This is a genomic window from Jeotgalibacillus sp. ET6 (assembly GCF_029667115.1).
GTDB lineage: Bacteria > Bacillota > Bacilli > Bacillales > Jeotgalibacillaceae > Jeotgalibacillus.
Window position 1 is genome coordinate 450,296 of record NZ_JARUIU010000004.1, and the last position, 17,032, is coordinate 467,327.

The following is a 17,032-nucleotide window of genomic DNA, read 5'->3' on the forward strand; positions in this document are numbered from 1 at the left end:
ATGAAACAGCAAAGCACACAGCTGGGCACAGAAAAAATACCGAAACTGATGGTCCGTTTTTCCGTCCCTGCCTTTATTGGCATGTTCGTAATGGCATTTTACAATATTGCAGATACCTTTTATATTGCAAGAGGGGTTGGGACGCTTGCCGTTGCGGCTCTTTCGATCGCATTTCCGCTGCAGCTGATTATTACTGCTTTTGCAGCAGCCATCGGAATAGGTGGAGCCTCCATCATTTCAAGGCGGCTTGGAGCAGGGAAACTAGATGAGGCAAATGAAGTATTCGGACATGTGATCTGGCTCGTTGGTCTGCTTAGTGTCCTGATGGTCACACTCGCACTCACATTTTTAGAGCCGATCCTGATTACCTTTGGTGCGACAGAAGATGTACTTCCTTACGCGGAGCAATATTTATCGATTATTTTATTTGGGTCGCTATTTCAGGCGTTTGCCATGTCAGCCAATAATATTGTCCGTTCAGAAGGAAATGCTAAAGTAGCGATGCTGACGATGATTGTGTCGGCAGGGCTGAATATTATTCTCGATCCAATTTTCATTTTCGTTCTGGATATGGGAATCAGCGGAGCCGCAATCGCAACAGTGATTTCTCAAGCCGTAGGAGCGGTCTGGATCTTCTACTACTTTAAAATGGGTAAAAGCTCCCTATCGTTCAGGTGGATCGGACTTTTTCCTGACTTAAAGGTAGTAAAAGAAATTGTCAGCATTGGTTCTGCCACATTTGTCAGACAAGTTGCGGGGAGCCTGATGTTTATTGCGGTGAACTGGATGCTGGTTATTCATGGAGGAGAAACAGCGGTCGCGATATTTGGTATTATTAACCGGATTATGATGTTTGCAATTATGCCGATGTTTGGAATTGTACAGGGGATGCAGCCGATTATTGGCTATAACTATGGTGCACAGCTCTATCATCGGGTAAGCGATACGCTAAAGATAGGAATTTTAGCCGCAAGTGGAATTGCCACATTTGTGTGGGTGATCACCATGATTTTCCCCGCAGGCATGATGGCTGTGTTTTCCACGGATGCTTCGGTTGTGGATGGAGGAGAAACGGCCATGCGCTGGATCTTCCTTGTAGCGCCGATTATCGGTTTTCAAATGGTGACAGGCGGATTATACCAGGCGCTGGGGAAAGCCAAAATTTCATTTATTCTGTCGATGTCCAGACAGCTTATTTTTCTCATTCCACTGGTGCTTATTCTGCCATCATTCTTTGGACTTGTCGGGGTGTGGCTTGCCTTTCCGATTGCTGATGCCTTTGCGTTTCTGCTTTCTCTATTCTTTGTTTGGAGAGACCGGAAGCAGCTGTTTCAGAAAACACCCGCACAGGCTAAGCTTCGCCGGGCAGAAGTAAACGGATAAGAAACGAGGGAGAGCATGATTCACCATCTTGAAATCTATGTGTCTGATTTAAAGCAGTCCCATAAATATTGGAGCTGGCTTCTTGGCTCTCTGGGCTGGAGCCCTTATCAAAAGTGGGAGAAAGGCTTCAGCTACAAGTGCAGCGAAGCATACCTTGTTTTTGTGGAAGCAGAAGAAGACTTTAAGGAAGCAGGCTATCACAGAAAACGGATTGGATTAAACCACCTTGCGTTTCATGCCCAATCCAAAGAGCATGTAGATGAACTTGCTGCTGAAATGAAAAGGCGCAAGGAGCGGGTTTTATATGAAAGTCAGTACCCTTTTGTGGGCGGGCCTGCTCATTATGCCCTGTACGGAGAAGACCCGGACAGGATTAAAGTGGAGATTGTAGCACCTGCTCTGTAGTGAGCGAAAAAAATCTAAAAGTCATTCATCGAAGCAAAAAGGCTGGGACACATTTGTGTCTCAGCCTTTTTGCAGTTCTTGGGTGTGCAATTATTCAGAGACAGTTCAGAATCTACAGCACCGCTTAAGATCCAGTGTTGTTTTAAAACTTAATCATAATCACGCCGGAAAAGTACTTCTTTTGGCACCTCAGTCCCGCGTGCTCCTCGAAGATCTGTTTCTCCGGTTTCTGTGGGATAGAAAATGATGAAGCTTTCCGGGTTGGCTTTTGCGAGCTTTCTCGGCACCCGTTCAAGCTGGGGATGCCAGGCGATCGTTCCTTTACGGGCGCTCATGACCATAACCAGATCATTTTTGCGCAGGGACTGTACTGGCTGATTATATAATTCTTCCCATGACTCAAACCGGTGCATAAAAGTAGTCACGTTAGGCTTTATAGAAGAAAATAGCGTCTCATACCGCTCCACTGAGTCCCGGATTACAAGACATTCAAGCAAACAGTTTAATTGTGCAGCCATGCCTTTGACAATTCTGATGCCATCTTGAATCCCAGGCTTATAATAAGCTCCTTTAGGCAAGATCAGCACAATGCGGTCTGTGGTATTGAGCGGATGACCAAGCTTGACGATCATCGCACGTTCATTCGTATGATCGAGAAAATTATCAATGATCCCTCCGAAAAGCTTATTGGAAGGACGTTCTCCATTCCAGCCGGCGATGATGGTGGTAATGCGTTCCTCTGCCACGGCCCGTTCGATTCCGCGTCCAATATTCCGGTCCACTTTTATAAGTGAGCGGGCGGGAATATTGGCTCCGGCCGCATAAGCAATGGCATTGGTCAGCATTTTTTCAGCTGAAGCCACGCTGCCTTCCACAGATTTCACATCTTTTTGTACAACGGATAGAGGATAAATGGGTTCAGCTGAGAGCTTTGCCTGCCGAACAATAAATCCCAGGTCGAGCAGGGTTTGCGTAGTGTGTGGGTTTGCAATCGGAATCAAAATACGTTCCGGACGATCATCATGACCAGACTGCTCCACCGTTTCCGCCACTGCAAGTCTCCTGCCGTATTTTTCAGTTAGATAGGGGCCTAAGATACAGCTTAAGAGAATCATCACAATGACTGCATTCACCGTTGCCTGGTCGAGCAATGCGAGCTCAAAGCCCACGAGTGTGGCGGCAAGCGTTGCAGCAGCCTGAGGAACAGTAAGGCCAATAATGACCCGGCTTTCATCTGGTGAATAGTGATAGATCCTGCTTGTAATCAGGCTGGCAGCACTTTTTCCTATCAGTACAGCACCCGATATACTTACCGTGAGAATCCAGGCATCGGGGCTTGAGAACAGAACAGATAAATCCATGAGCATCCCTACTGATAATAGAAAGAATGGGATGAATAGGGCATTTCCTGTAAACCGTATCCTGTTCATCAGTGGTCCGTGGTCGTAGATATAACGGTTGAGTGCAAGGCCTGAAAGAAAAGCTCCGATAATAGGCTCAAGACCAGCCAGCAGTGCAAGACTTCCAGACACAAAAAGAATTGTCAAAACAAAATTAAATTCCATTTGTCCTTCATTATTGGAGTTTCTGAAAAACCATTTTGCAAGACGAGGAGCACCCGCCAAAACCATCAGCGCAAACAACAGAGTGGATGCAATCAGCTGAAACCAAAATCCGGGGCTTGCATCACCTGAGGCATACCCTGCTACAGCTGCCAGTATCAGCATGGCAAGGGTGTCTGTCATTAATGTTCCGCCGATGGCTGTCGTGACAGCTTTATTTTTGGCAATGCCAAGTCTTGAAGCAATCGGATAGGCAAGCAGGGTGTGAGAGCCCACGATCGAGCCGAGTAGAATGGAAGCAGCCCACCCGAAGCCGAGGTAATACCCAACTGCGGTTCCAATAATTAGTGGAATACAAAAGGATAGCAGCCCAAAGGAAATACTTCTCTTGCGGTATTTTTTAAAGCCGTCAATATCAAGCTCCAGACCTGCGATGAAAATAATGAATAGTAAGCCGACTGTACCAAGCAGCTGAATGGTTTCTCCCCGTTCGAGAAGACCAAATCCATTAGGTCCTACAATTACACCAGCAATAATGGGGCCTATAATACCAGGAATCCGAAGCCTGCTCATGATAAAAGGAGAAACTAAGAAAATAATAACAGCAAGTCCAAAAACCAGCACGGGTTCCTGAAAGGGGATATTCATGGTTTCATCTGCACCTACTTCCGTTTGAAATGAAAAATATTTAATGATTATAGCAGAAAGAGCCTGGCAAGGTGAATGAAAATCAAAAAATCGTCCGTTAGCAAAAGAGGGTGTATTACCCCATTTGCCGACAAACGATTAAAATATGAACGGATTATTAAGATGATTACGTTTCTTCTTTTCGCAGCTGCTCCAGCTCCGTTTCAATACGCACCAGCTTTCTCTCAGCAGAGCCGGCATCCATTCCTAACGACTCAAGCTTCTCAAGCTGATCCTGGGCGCGGATGTACTCCTGTTTAAGTTCTTCAATACGCTGTTCTGCTGCTTGTGAATGACTCATTAAATAAGTCCTCCTTTTTATATTCAACTGCCTATAAGTCTAAGCTCTTTTCCCTTGGTATGCAAAAAACATGAGACGATATACATATTTTTCAATTCTTTGGGGTATAGAGTAGTACTTGTGAATTCTGAATATTTAGAGGATTTTGTCGTGTCCATGTCGAAAGATACAACAGCACGATAATAAAAAAGGAGGGATTTCCTGCATGTTTAAGCCTTATCAAACCGATCTTTTTTTCGATGAGATGCTTCAGCAAAGTGGAAGTACGAAAACGCATTATCAGGCATTTCACAATATGATGAACCAGTTTTCTGCTGAAGAATTAAGAGAAAAGCATGAAACTGCCCAGCTTAGCTTTTTACGGCAAGGAATAACCTTCACAGTGTACAACGATAACGTAGGAACGGAACGGACGATGCCTTTTGATTTTATTCCAATTATTGTTCCTCCGGATGCATGGGAAATGATTGAAAAAGGCATGATTCAAAGAGCGGAAGCCCTGAACATGTTCTTAGAGGATATTTATAAAGATCAAGCCATTTTGAACGATGGGATTATACCTCGAGAATTGGTGGAACAGAACCCCAATTATTTCCACAAACAGGTTGGAGGAGCAGAGATCCCCTTAAATAATCATATTTTTCTTGCAGGAATAGATTTAATCCGTGACCAGGAGGGAACATATAGAGTACTCGAAGATAATCTTCGTAATCCTTCCGGCATGTCTTATGTGTATCAAAACCGATATGTGATGAGGCAGGTATATCCGGAGTTTTTTAACCGACACAGCATTCATTCACTGGAGCACCAGCTCTCCAATATGCAGGAAGCTCTGCTTTCTCATGTTCCGAAGAACTGCAGCAGTAAAAAAAGAGCGGTATTGCTCACTCCGGGCATGTATAATTCCGCTTATTACGACCACGTCTTTCTGGCTCAGCAAATGGGAATTGAACTCGTTGAAGGAAGAGATTTGCAAGTCCGAAACGGTGTCGTCTATATGAAAACCATTCGGGGAATGCAGCGTGTGGATATCATCTACCGCAGAATTGATGACGAGTATCTTGATCCAGATGCGTTTAATCCTGATTCCGCTCTGGGTGTTAAAGGACTTCTCGAAGCCTATAGAAAGGGCAACGTTGCAATATTAAACGGAATAGGCAATGGTGTGGCAGACGATAAAGCGATGTATGCCTATGTTCCGGAAATGATTCGTTATTACCTGAAAGAAGAGCCCCTCATTCCAAATGTGGATACGTACTTTATGCGAAATAAGGAAGAGAGAGAGTGGGCGCTTGAACGACTGGATGAGCTGGTGGTAAAAAATGTAGGAGCATCAGGAGGCTATGATATGCTTATTGGCCCTCATGCTTCTGCTGAAGAAATAGCGGTTTTTAAAGAGAAGATTGAAGAAAATCCTTCTCAGTATATTGCCCAGCCCACGATTCAGCTTTCCCGTGCACCGGTTTTTCAGGAAGGGGATTTTTACCCTTGTCATGTGGATCTGAGAGTATTTGTGATGCGGGGAGAAAAAACACATGTGCTCCCTGGAGGACTTTCCCGCGTCGCGCTGAAAAAAGGATCTCTCGTTGTGAACTCCTCTCAGGGCGGGGGAGGAAAAGATACGTGGGTATTAAAAGGAGGCGATAGCTGACATGCTTAGCAGAGTAGCAGATTCATTGTATTGGATGTCGAGAAACATTGAACGCGCTGAAAACAATGCAAGAGTACTGGGAGTTCAGCTAATCCAGATGCTTGAAGCCTCTTCTGAAGAATCTCTTACCAACTATGACTGGGAGACGGTAATTGAGGTATGCGGATCTTTAGAAGAGTACAATCATTTGTACGAAAAGCTGACAATCAATAATATTATTGATTATTTGGCATTCTCAGAAAGCAACCAGAGCTCCGTTTTAAATTGCGTTAAATTCGCGAGAGAAAATGCCCGAATAACCCGTGACATTATCCCTGGAGATTTGTTTGAAGTGTGGAATGACCTTTTTCTTGAAAGCACCAATATGTACATTCCGGAAGGATCACTGAAGGAAGTGCATGGCTTTCTAAAAAGGGTCAAACTCGCTTCATTAACGTCACAGGGTGTGATTGAATCTTCTATGTCGAGAGGGGTCCCGTACCGGTTTATTAAGATTGCCAAATGGCTGGAAAGAGGCGAAAAAACAGCCAGGATTTTAAATGTGCTAAGTGAAAAATCCAACGATGACCGGGAAAGAGCGGACGGCACCAACTATTATTACTGGCGGTCTGCCCTGCAGCTGCTGAATGGCTATGATGAATACCTGAAAAAGTATCCTCCAAGAATGAACGAAAAAGATGTGCTGACCTTCTTAATCTCTGATTATGCTTTTCCAAGATCAATCCAATATTGCATGGACCATGTTAGAGAAGCGATCATTGCGCTTGAAGGAGGGAAAGTGTCTCATTATTCATGGAGAATGTATGCAGCGCTTGACCGCTTGATGGCTGAGTTTGATGAAGATAAAATACGGTCTCTTTCCGTACATGAATTCAGTTCATTTCTGGATGATTTCCAGGATCGCTGCAATGATATCAGCCAGGTATTTTCACAGACGTACTATTTAATCGAACCAGCTCATGTACCTTGAAAGAATCCTTTGCGTACAATAAATAACTGGAGTGACCATCAGCGAGGAAGTGAAAACGGAATGAAGTATGAAATTGAACATACAAATACATTTCATTATGAAACCATAGTGGATCAAAGCATGAACGATATCCGTCTTAAACCAAGAACAGATGAGTGTCAGCGGCTTCTTTATTACCGGTCTGAAATTACGCCTGCTTCCTTAACAAAAGAATATATTGATTTATGGGGCAATAGCGTTGAATCATTCTTTATCGCAGATTTTCATCAGTCTCTTGAAGTGAAAACGATCTCGACGGTCAGCATCCAGAAAAGTCCTTTTATCGGAAGAATTGATTATTCACCGGAAATGCAGTCGATTTTCCATTCTGATTTATTCAAAAGGCATTATCTTGCTTCATTAAATCAGACAGCTTACACATTTGTTGAACAGCAGCAAGTGGATAAGATTGTTCAGGAAATTGGAGATACGGAAAATCCTGTGCAATTCTCCCTGAATCTAATGAAATATGTGCATGATATGTTTGAATATGATCCGGTAGCAACGAATGTTGAAACCAAAGCGAGTGAATCCATTGAAGGGAAAAAGGGCGTTTGTCAGGATTATGCCCATGTTATGATTGGCGTCCTTCGAGCCAGAGGGATTCCAGCCAGGTACATCAGCGGTTATTTGTATGTAGGAGAGAACTCTGCTCTGGTAGGGGATTCTGCCACACATGCATGGGTTGAAGTCATGGTTCCCGGCATCGGATGGGTGGGACTTGATCCTACCAATAACGTAGAAGCGCTTGAAAACCATATTCGGGTTGGAGCTGGCCGTGATTACGCAGATGTCAGTCCTTTGCAAGGCGTTTACAGAGGCGGCAAGCATACATTGGATGTTAAAGTAAGTGTAAAACTGGTCGATCAATAAGAATAGGATGGCGTCGGGCTTCCCGGCGCCATTTTTAAATTGATTCATTGGCTTAAAATGATGGTAAGAGGGACAAGCCTTGTGTAAAATCAAGTGGAAAGCAGGAGAGAAAATGAGACAAAGAACGGCAGTCGTGATTGGCGCAACAGGGCTGGTAGGGCAGGAAGTAGTCAAAGAGCTGTGCAAAAGGGAAGAATATAGTGAAGTTACAGCTATTACCCGAACCCATATGAATATAACCCACCAAAAGTTGATCAATAAAATCATAGATTTTGATTATTTGGAAGGGATGCACCTGGGACTGGTGGACGATGTATACTGCTGTTTGGGGACCACTATGAAAAAAGCTGGATCAAAAGCGGCTTTTCGAAAAGTGGATTTGGATTACCCATTGCAATTTGCTTCATTAGCGAAGAAAAACAATGTCCGCCAATTTCTCGTCATTTCTGCGATGGGAGCTGACCCTGCTTCTCCTTTTTATTACAACAAGATCAAAGGGTTGATGGAGGAGCAGCTAAAAGAGATGAACCTTGCCAGCCTTCTAATTTTCCGTCCATCCCTGCTCCTTGGTGATAGAGAAGAGTTTCGTTTTGGGGAAACAATTGGCGCTAAGGTAATGACATTAGTCGGCTGGGCAATGGTCGGTCCTTTAAAAACCTATAAAGCAGTCAGGGCAGAACAGGTGGCGCTTGCTATGGTTGAAAAAGCAATGAACGACCCATACGAAAATGTTCTGGTGTATAGTTCGGCAGAAATCGAAAAAACCGAAAGATCGTAAAAAGCAAACTGTGCAAACTAAATCCTTCAACTATTTGCTTACAACTGATAAAGTAAGCGAATAGGTTTTTAAAAGTGGCGAAAGGCAGGAAGAGGGGATCCATCTATGTTTGATTCATTATTATTTACTGTTATGCTCGTTGTTTTTCTGGGGATCTTGTCTCAGTGGCTTTCGTGGCGGATTAAGCTTCCCGCGATTGTGGTCATGTCTGTTGCAGGAATTATCGTTGGTCCGGTTTTAGGAATTATTAATCCCGAGCAGGAATTTGGGGATATGTACGGGCCAATTATTTCAATGGCCGTGGCCATCATTTTATTTGAGGGCAGCTTACAGCTTGATGTGAGAGAGATCAGGGATCTTGGAAAACCTGTCTTTAGAATTGTTACCATCGGAGCGTTTATTGCCTGGATTCTTGGCTCTCTTATCGCCCATTTTGTAGCTGGATTATCCCTGCCGGTTGCCTTTGTTATTGGAGGATTGTTCATTGTGACGGGGCCAACCGTCATTCTTCCTTTACTAAGACAGGCTAAATTAAAACCCCGGCCTGCTAAGATCTTAAAATGGGAAGGAATTATCGTGGACCCGATCGGCGTTCTTCTGGCCCTGTTTGCATTTGAGATTATCCTTTACTTTACGGATGAGTCCGTTACGCTTCCAACCCTCCTTCTTTATTTTGGTGCAGCTGCCTTTGCTGCGCTGCTCGGCTGGGGATGCGGCAGAGGGATGGGCTGGATGTTTAAAAAGGGATATATACCCGAATTTTTAAAATCACCCGTGTTATTCGCAGTTGTTTTACTTTGCTTTACACTCGCTGATGAAGTGATGCACGAAACGGGTCTTCTTTCCGTTACCGCGATGGGAATGACACTTGCCAATATGCATATTGCCTCTATGGAAAACATGAGGCATTTTAAAGAAAATATATCAGTGCTTTTTATCTCAACGATTTTCATAATGCTGACGGCTTCCATTCAGATTGAAACCTTCACTGAAATTCTTAATCCGGCGATTATCGGGTATGTGCTGCTGATGCTCTTTGTCGTTCGACCTTTGTCCATCTGGCTGTCTACAATCGGAACCGATCTGTCCTGGCAGGAAAAAACGCTCGTAGGATGGATTGCGCCAAGGGGAATTGTTGCACTGACGGTATCTGGATATTTTGCTTCTGTTCTGTTTGATACAGGCTTTGAGGATGCCCGTTTGCTTACGGCGTTAACCTTTGCTCTTGTGTTTGCTACGGTATGTGCCCACGGCTTTTCCATTGGGTGGGTAGCCCGCCGCTTGAAACTGGCAAACGACAGCAAGCCAGGCATTATAGTGGTCGGCGGCAATTTGTTTACCAGAGAACTGGTTAAAACATTAAAAGGAATGGAGATTCCGGCGCTGCTGGTGGATTCTTCGTGGAAAAAAGTGGTCAAAGCAAGACAAAGCGGCCTTTCTACTTTTCATGGGGAGATTTTATCTGAACAGACTGAATACAGTCTTGATATGACACCCTATGAAAGCATTGTTGCTGGTACAGAAAGTGATGCCTATAATGCGCTGATTTGCTCTACTTTCACTCCTTCTATCGGTGCTAAGCATTTATTTCAGGTTGCTTCAGAAAGAGACCTGGCCTCCAGTCATGAGAGGTTGACGCATACCGTCGGCGGAAGAATTTTGTTTAACGAAACCGCAACGCTGCAAAAGCTTATTTCTCAGTTGGAGAGCGGCTATGTATTCAGAAAAACAATGATAACGGAACAGTACAGCTATGAGCAATTTAAAAAAGAAATAGATGAAGAAGATACCATTATTGGGGTTCTTAAAACATCAGGTAATTTTGAGCCATTTGCTACTGACACGGAAATAGCTGTAGTGGCAGGCGACACAATGGTGCGAATTTCTTCAGCTTCAAGAGAAAAAGAAAAAATCAGTCAAAAATCAAAGAAAGCCTTGAGGAAAAACGGGGGTTCTGACTAATCTGTATATAAACGAGCAGCAGCTTTCTACCATTGCTAAAACGAGGTTGGGACAAAACTCAAAAAAGTTTAATAAGCGATGAAGTATTTATAAGTAGTAAGAGATTAACTGGAGGCTGGGACATAACTCATAAAAGTTTAAAAAAAAGGACATATTTAGTACTAGTAGTAGGTGAGCGGAGCGGAAGGTGGCGACTCCAGCAGGATATGACGGCAAGCTGAGACTTTACAGGGCAAGGCCCTGAAAAGGCTCAGCGCCGTCCCTGCGGAAAGCGTCCGCCTGAAGCGAAGTGAACCGGTCGTAGAGCTTGAGACACTTATGTCCCAAGCTCTCTTCTTTTTTACTGCTTAAGATTTTATCGTCTGTTCCCCCGTTATGTTCAAGCCTTTTTCCATGATACAATAGACAGCATGAACACACGGACAGAAAGGATTTTTAAAATGAAAAAAACAGTCGTATTAGCAGAAAAACCATCTGTTGGAAGAGATATTGCACGCGTTCTGAAATGCAATAAAAAGGGGAACGGGTATCTTGAAGGAGACCGCTATATCGTGACATGGGCACTTGGACATCTGGTCACCCATGCGGACCCTGAAGGATATGGAAAAGAATATCAATCCTGGCGCCTCGAGGATCTGCCTATTCTTCCAAACCCAATGAAGCTTGTAGTCATTAAACAAACAGGCAAACAGTTTCAAGCTGTCAAACAGCAGCTTTTGAGACAGGATGCAGGAGAGATTGTGATTGCCACAGATGCCGGGCGGGAAGGTGAACTCGTTGCCAGATGGATCATCGAAAAAGCAAATGTAAAAAAGCCGATCAAACGCTTGTGGATTTCTTCAGTTACCGATAAAGCAATCGAGCAGGGCTTTCGCTCATTAAAGGACGGCAAGGGGTATGAATCACTTTACGCTTCAGCAGTCGCACGTGCGGAAGCAGACTGGATCATGGGCATTAATGCAACCCGTGCACTTACCACCAAATACAATGCCCAGCTTTCTACTGGAAGAGTGCAGACACCTACAATTGCCATGATTGCAGAGAAGGAAGAAGAAATTCAGCGCTTTCGGCCTCAATCCTATTACGGTATCCAGGTGAAAACAGACGACTTTACTCTTCAATGGCAGGATCAGAACGGGCAGACAAGGACCTTTGATCAATCAAAAGTCCAAACGATCATGAACAAGCTGAAGGGCAAGCAGGCGGTTATTCAGGAAGTAAAGAAGACACCTAAAAAAACGTATGCTCCTGCTTTATACGATTTAACAGAATTACAGCGGGATGCACATAAACGCTATCATTTTTCTGCAAAAGAAACACTGTCCATTTTGCAGCGGCTGTATGAGCAGCATAAGCTTGTGACCTATCCGAGAACAGACTCCCGCTTTTTAACATCCGATTTGCTTGAAACACTGCCCGACCGTTTAAAAGGAATGCAGGTGAAGCCTTACGCTTCTCATGCTGCTAAACTTCTGCGTACGTCAATTAAATCCAGCAGCAGGTTTATCAATGATGCCAAAGTAACCGACCATCATGCGATCATTCCTACGGAGGAGCGGCTCTTGCCGGATGTACTGAGTGACAAGGAGTGGAAACTTTACGATCTGATCGCCACCCGCTTTCTTTCTGTCCTGCTGCCTGCTTACGAGTATGAACAGACCATTATTTCAGCGGACATCGCAGGTGAAAAATGGACAGCGAAAGGAAACATTCCGACTGTGACTGGCTGGAAATCGGTCTTTGATGCCGGTGAAGAAGAGGAGCAGGGGGATGTCAAAGCGCAGAAGCTTCCGGACGTGAAAAGAGGAGAAGTTTACAGCGTGAAAAAATTCGTCGAGACAACGGGTGAAACCAAGCCCCCTGCACGTTTTAATGAAGCGACACTCCTGTCAGCCATGGAAAATCCAAAAGCGTATATGAAAAATGAAAAGAAAGAATTGGTAGAAACGCTTGGAGAAACAGGAGGTTTAGGAACAGTCGCGACACGTGCAGACATCATTGAGAAACTGTTTAACAGCTTTTTAATTGAAAAAAGAGGGCAGGAAATCGTGATCACGTCTAAAGGAAAACAGCTTTTAGAGCTGGTTCCCGAGCCATTGCGATCCCCTGTTTTGACAGCGCAGTGGGAGCAAAAGCTGGCTTCCATTGCAAAAGGGACGCTGAAAAAGAAGGACTTTCTTACTGAAATGACGGCTTTTACAAAAGAAATTGTTCAATCGATTAAAAATAGTGATGCTAAATTTAAGCACGATAATGTAACTGGGACTCATTGTCCAGATTGCGGCAAACTCATGCTTGAAGTGAAGGGCAAAAAAGGCAAGATGCTCGTTTGCCAGGACCGGGAATGCGGTCATCGTAAAAACATTGCAAAAGAAACGAATGCAAGATGTCCAAATTGCCGCAAAAAACTGCAGCTTCGCGGAGAAGGAGAAAGCCAGACCTTTAGCTGCGTGTGCGGATACAGAGAAAAGATGTCTGCTTTTCAAAAGCGCAGAAAACAATCTTCAGCAAGCAAAGCCGGAAAAAAAGATGTGGCAAACTACATGAAAAAGCAAAACAAAGAAGAACCTGTAAACAGTGCACTTGCAGATGCCCTCAAAAATTTAAAATTGTAGATAGTACCATAATGGCCTGAAAAAACCGGTGGAACTGCCCTTTGAGGACAGTTCCACCGGTTTTTATTTCGTAAAAACGTTGGGTCCACTATTAGCATATGGACCTACTACCATTCGTTAGCTTACCACTCTGTGTATGAACATAATCAGTTCCACTCTCACAATTATCTTTATTTTCCCATCGAATCACATACTTATTCCATTCGCGGCTTATGGATATGATTTCAACTTTTCCGATGTCCACTGTACGATTTTCAATGATAATCTGTTTTGCTTCACTCTCAGAAATTTTCGGGTTTGAAAAGCCGGTGCATCCGCTCAATAGTGGGAGCGTAAAAATAAAGATTATTAAAATAGCAGATCGTTTCATTAAATCCGCCTCCAACTTTTTTTAAATTAGACGGAGAACCTATTAATGCCGTTACATTTTTCTCCAATGAATGCAGGTTCATTGCTCCAGCTTTAAAAGGAAAATCGTCTGTCTGAAACGTTAGTTAAATTTCCCCTTCATCACATAAATAGCATCATACTGCTTTAATAGAGCAGCATTTGCATCCGGGTCTTCAAAATAGCTTTCTGCTAAGGAACTCACAATATCATCATTGGAATAAGCAAAATACGATAAAATTATTTCGCCTTCAATTGGGAGGGTTTCTTCACCATACTCTGCTGAAATTCTAGATGAATCCTCAGGTGGCTCAACTGTGAAAGACGTACTTCCATTGCCATCCTCGTTGGTTACACTAAGGTTTATGGATAGAAGGCTTTTATCCGGATCTTCCAAATACACGTCATTAGAACTGAATATAATGGACCCTTCCTCACTAACAGAAACGATAACGTTTGCAACGTTTTTAATTAACTCTCCATTTTCATATTCTTCAATCCATAGATTAAGTTCACTAAACTCGTCCCCAGCAGTGTAATCGAAGATAGAGTAATGGTTGGATGATGCAGACAAAATGGATTTTTCCCGGTCACTTAGTTCAGCTTTGCGCACCGTATTCATTTCATCTTCATTGCAGGCGTTTAAAAGGGGAATAGCAGCCAATAGCGAAATCAGCAATCGTTTTTTCATAAAGTTCCTCCTATGACAATATATCCTTATATTATCATAGGAGGAAATTTTATGAATTGTATAAATAAAATAAAAAACCTCCGGATCCAGTCAAAGCATGACTAGTTCCGGAGGACATGATTAATAGGATTCGGCTTGCTTATCAGCCCTTTTGTACAGCACGGAGAAAAATGCTGCAGTGAGAAGAGACAGCAGGCTTAAAACGATAAATAAATTGCTGTAAATAACATTCAGCCCGCTTTCAGATAGAAAATTAAAACGGGTTGTCACACCTTCAATTTCAAGCACCGCTCCAAAGATTGCGCTTGAAAAAGCACCGCCCATAAAGTTCAACAAATTAAACAGTCCGATTCCAACCCCGTTCTGCTCAGGGGAAAGGGTAGTGGTTAATAGGTCGGCTGTAGAGCTTTGAATTAACGGGAAACCAATATAGGCTACCAGCATGCACAATGAAATAATCCAGGCCACACTGCCCGCAAAAGTGGAAATGAGCAAACAGCCTGCTGCGATAAGAATCAGTGCAGTTTTTACGACTGGAACACCGCCTTTTTGGTCAATCACCCGTCCGCCGTATTGACCGAGGATTCCGCTTATGATGGCGCCTGGAAAGAGCACCATTCCAATTCCAATCGTAGACAATGCATTTAAATCTCTCAGCATAATCGGAATGACAAAGATCAGACCAAACAAACACGCAGTACCAAAAAAGCTTGAAAACACCGTAACGGTATAGCGCTTGTTTTTAAGAATAGAAGGCTGAATAAAAGGTTCCTTTGCTTTCACTGTCCGCCAGATAAAAAGAGCAGCGAATAAAGCGAAAGCGAGTAATAATCGTGCATCAAACGTTGTAATAAAAAACAGCAGTGAAGCAGCTGTCAGCGCAACAAGAGCTGCACCGGGCAAATCCACAGAACCGTATTTTCTCTCTTCCTGCGGCAGCCATTTGCGGAATAACGGAATGGATAAAGCGGCAAGCATGGAAAATAGAAATAGATATCTCCAGCTGAATGCTCCGCCAATTATTCCGCCCAAAATAGGACCGACTCCTGAGGCAAAGGCAACCGTTGACGCGACGTAGCCAAAAATTTTTCCTCTGCTGCTTGGCATAAAGCGGGAGGGAATAATAAAAGAAAGAGCGGGAATGCTCGCACCGCCCATGGCTTGAAGCATTCGTGCCAAAATTAGCACCTCAAAGCTTGGGGACACTAAGCCAAGAAAAGCTCCCAGGGAAAACAAAGCAATACCAAAAGTAAAAAGTGTACGGATCGGAAATAAGTCTGCGAGTTTTCCGTACATTAAAGATCCGATCGCAAAAACTAAAATGTAGCCGGTCATCACCCAGCTGACCTGTGACGGGGATAAATCAAATTCCGCTGATATATCGGGAATCGCCACATTAAACATCGTGCCGTTCATGACGGTAAATGCTAATATTAAACAAACCAGGAATGTCAGTTTCTTCTTTTGGGAATCCGGCACTTCGTTTGTATGATTGAATTGATTTTTCATAATAAACCGCCTTTTTAACTCGTATAGTACTGTAAATTATTTCGATAGCCAAAATAATCATAAAGGGTTTTATGAAGGATGTAAAACGTATGACACCAAAAACGCCTAAGTAAAACAATTCAAAAAACGGGGTGAAGAAATGGTGAAAAAAGCAAAAACAAATGCGATGAGGAAGCTCGATGCCCAGAAAATCCCTTACAGTATTCTAGAATATGAGATAGCAGACCATCTGCTTGATGGAGTATCGGTGGCGCAAAAAATCAACAGGCCGGCAGAAGCCGTTTACAAAACATTGGTTACCCAATCACCTGACAAGCAATACTACGTTTTTTTGGTTCCCGCTGAAAAGGAACTTCATTTAAAAAAAGCAGCACGCACTGCAGGTGAGAAAAAACTGGAGATGATTCCGGCAAAAGAACTTTTAAAAGTGACAGGCTACATAAAAGGCGGTTGCTCACCTATTGGGATGAAAAAAAAGTTTCCAACCTTTGCAGCAAAGCCGGTTATTAAAGAGGACATAATGATTGTCAGTGCCGGGCAGATTGGGATGCAAATCGAATTGAAAGCTGAGGATCTTTTGGACATTACAGAAGCAAAGGAAGCAGACATTGTGTAAAAAGCCTCTTCCAGGGGAAAGGTTTAACCAAAGGCAGAAAGGGTATTAATTCTTCTGTAGACGTAATTAGAGGAGGAGATAACAAATGAGTTTATTTTACAAAGAATTTTCAAATGATGAAGAAGTGGTAAACGCAGTTAACTCCATTAAAACAAGAGGCGTAAATGAAGATACGATTTATGTCGTGACTCATGATGATGACCGTACAAAGCGTGTGGCTAATAATGCTGATGCAAACACGGTTGGAGCATCTGACGTAGGCTTCGGAACGGCAGCGAAGAATGTTTTCCGTAAAAAAGGGGACGAGCTTCGTGCACAGTTTGAAAAGCTTGGATTTACACAAGCTGAAGCTGATACCCTTGAAGACAAGCTTGACCAAGGTAAAATTATTGTCGTTGTGAAGGATGCTCCTGCAGGTTTCACAATCTAAAAGACTAAGATAAGCCCCGGATGAAAAGAAATTTTCATCCGGGGCTTTTGTATGCAAACGAAAGCCTTTTTGATGGGAATTTCTGATAGGATATAAGTAAAACATAAGGGCTGATGAATTTGAAAGAGGTCGTAGGAAAGTGTGCAGGATGTGGGGAAGATGTGGTATGCAGA

14 protein-coding genes are annotated in these 17,032 nt (G+C 43.4%); 10 read left to right on the plus strand and 4 right to left on the minus strand.

All coding sequences use genetic code 11. The annotated features are described in order from the left end of the window. Positions 1–1,383, plus strand: a complete 1,383-nt coding sequence (locus P6709_RS13620) for an MATE family efflux transporter (protein ID WP_278241471.1) — start codon at positions 1–3, stop codon at positions 1,381–1,383. 15 nt (positions 1,384–1,398) lie between these two features. Then, positions 1,399–1,788, plus strand: coding sequence for a VOC family protein (locus P6709_RS13625; protein WP_278241472.1), 390 nt, complete (start codon positions 1,399–1,401; stop codon positions 1,786–1,788). A 149-nt stretch (positions 1,789–1,937) separates the two neighbouring features. Here the strand turns inward: P6709_RS13625 and P6709_RS13630 are convergent, their stop codons facing one another. Next, the gene (locus P6709_RS13630; protein WP_278241473.1) at positions 1,938–3,998 is read right to left on the minus strand and encodes a cation:proton antiporter; all 2,061 of its coding nucleotides are present in this window, start codon (positions 3,996–3,998) and stop codon (positions 1,938–1,940) included. Between the two features lie 166 nt (positions 3,999–4,164). After that, entirely contained in the window at positions 4,165–4,338 is a 174-nt protein-coding gene (locus tag P6709_RS13635; RefSeq protein WP_278241474.1) for an SE1832 family protein, read from the minus strand. 205 nt (positions 4,339–4,543) lie between these two features. On the opposite strand from P6709_RS13635, the gene P6709_RS13640 reads away from it, so the two are divergent. From P6709_RS13640 to P6709_RS13665, 6 genes are all read left to right on the plus strand, one after another. After that, positions 4,544–5,989, plus strand: a complete 1,446-nt coding sequence (locus P6709_RS13640; protein ID WP_278241475.1) for a circularly permuted type 2 ATP-grasp protein — start codon at positions 4,544–4,546, stop codon at positions 5,987–5,989. 1 nt (position 5,990) lies between these two features. Continuing rightward, complete coding sequence (locus P6709_RS13645; protein ID WP_278241476.1) at positions 5,991–6,959, plus strand: alpha-E domain-containing protein; 969 nt, start codon at positions 5,991–5,993, stop codon at positions 6,957–6,959. A 60-nt stretch (positions 6,960–7,019) separates the two neighbouring features. Further along, entirely contained in the window at positions 7,020–7,871 is an 852-nt protein-coding gene (locus P6709_RS13650) for a transglutaminase family protein (protein ID WP_278241477.1), read from the plus strand. Between the two features lie 112 nt (positions 7,872–7,983). Continuing rightward, a complete protein-coding gene (locus P6709_RS13655) occupies positions 7,984–8,649 on the plus strand; it encodes an oxidoreductase (protein WP_278241478.1) in 666 nt (221 codons plus the stop codon). A gap of 105 nt (positions 8,650–8,754) precedes the next feature. Further along, positions 8,755–10,611 carry a cation:proton antiporter gene (locus P6709_RS13660; protein WP_278241479.1) on the plus strand — a complete coding sequence of 619 codons (1,857 nt, stop codon included), beginning with the start codon at positions 8,755–8,757 and terminating at the stop codon, positions 10,609–10,611. Positions 10,612–11,051: 440 nt separating this feature from the next. Beyond that, on the plus strand, positions 11,052–13,226 hold the full coding sequence (locus P6709_RS13665; protein ID WP_278241480.1) for a DNA topoisomerase III: 2,175 nt from the start codon (positions 11,052–11,054) through the stop codon (positions 13,224–13,226). Between the two features lie 490 nt (positions 13,227–13,716). Here P6709_RS13665 and P6709_RS13670 read toward each other — a convergent pair whose 3' ends face one another. After that, entirely contained in the window at positions 13,717–14,304 is a 588-nt protein-coding gene (locus tag P6709_RS13670; RefSeq protein WP_278241481.1) for a hypothetical protein, read from the minus strand. Between the two features lie 120 nt (positions 14,305–14,424). Then, positions 14,425–15,813 carry an MFS transporter gene (locus P6709_RS13675; RefSeq protein ID WP_278241482.1) on the minus strand — a complete coding sequence of 463 codons (1,389 nt, stop codon included), beginning with the start codon at positions 15,811–15,813 and terminating at the stop codon, positions 14,425–14,427. 142 nt (positions 15,814–15,955) lie between these two features. On the opposite strand from P6709_RS13675, the gene ybaK reads away from it, so the two are divergent. Further along, positions 15,956–16,429: a Cys-tRNA(Pro) deacylase gene (ybaK, locus tag P6709_RS13680; RefSeq protein WP_278241508.1), complete on the plus strand. Its 474-nt coding sequence runs from the start codon at positions 15,956–15,958 to the stop codon at positions 16,427–16,429. Between the two features lie 85 nt (positions 16,430–16,514). Next, complete coding sequence (locus P6709_RS13685) at positions 16,515–16,859, plus strand: general stress protein (RefSeq protein WP_278241483.1); 345 nt, start codon at positions 16,515–16,517, stop codon at positions 16,857–16,859. Positions 16,860–17,032 lie beyond the last annotated feature (173 nt).

What these genes read in the sequence shown, in the direction of transcription:
- P6709_RS13665 (WP_278241480.1), top strand. Translation starts at nt 11,052, where the DNA reads ATGAAAAAAACAGTCGTATTAGCAGAAAAACCATCTGTTGGAAGAGAT.
- P6709_RS13630 (WP_278241473.1), bottom strand. Translation starts at nt 3,998, where the DNA reads ATGAATATCCCCTTTCAGGAACCCGTGCTGGTTTTTGGACTTGCTGTT.
- P6709_RS13670 (WP_278241481.1), bottom strand. Translation starts at nt 14,304, where the DNA reads ATGAAAAAACGATTGCTGATTTCGCTATTGGCTGCTATTCCCCTTTTA.
- P6709_RS13625 (WP_278241472.1), top strand. Translation starts at nt 1,399, where the DNA reads ATGATTCACCATCTTGAAATCTATGTGTCTGATTTAAAGCAGTCCCAT.
- P6709_RS13620 (WP_278241471.1), top strand. Translation starts at nt 1, where the DNA reads ATGAAACAGCAAAGCACACAGCTGGGCACAGAAAAAATACCGAAACTG.
- P6709_RS13660 (WP_278241479.1), top strand. Translation starts at nt 8,755, where the DNA reads ATGTTTGATTCATTATTATTTACTGTTATGCTCGTTGTTTTTCTGGGG.
- P6709_RS13655 (WP_278241478.1), top strand. Translation starts at nt 7,984, where the DNA reads ATGAGACAAAGAACGGCAGTCGTGATTGGCGCAACAGGGCTGGTAGGG.
- P6709_RS13640 (WP_278241475.1), top strand. Translation starts at nt 4,544, where the DNA reads ATGTTTAAGCCTTATCAAACCGATCTTTTTTTCGATGAGATGCTTCAG.
- P6709_RS13685 (WP_278241483.1), top strand. Translation starts at nt 16,515, where the DNA reads ATGAGTTTATTTTACAAAGAATTTTCAAATGATGAAGAAGTGGTAAAC.
- P6709_RS13635 (WP_278241474.1), bottom strand. Translation starts at nt 4,338, where the DNA reads ATGAGTCATTCACAAGCAGCAGAACAGCGTATTGAAGAACTTAAACAG.
- P6709_RS13645 (WP_278241476.1), top strand. Translation starts at nt 5,991, where the DNA reads ATGCTTAGCAGAGTAGCAGATTCATTGTATTGGATGTCGAGAAACATT.
- P6709_RS13675 (WP_278241482.1), bottom strand. Translation starts at nt 15,813, where the DNA reads ATGAAAAATCAATTCAATCATACAAACGAAGTGCCGGATTCCCAAAAG.
- P6709_RS13650 (WP_278241477.1), top strand. Translation starts at nt 7,020, where the DNA reads ATGAAGTATGAAATTGAACATACAAATACATTTCATTATGAAACCATA.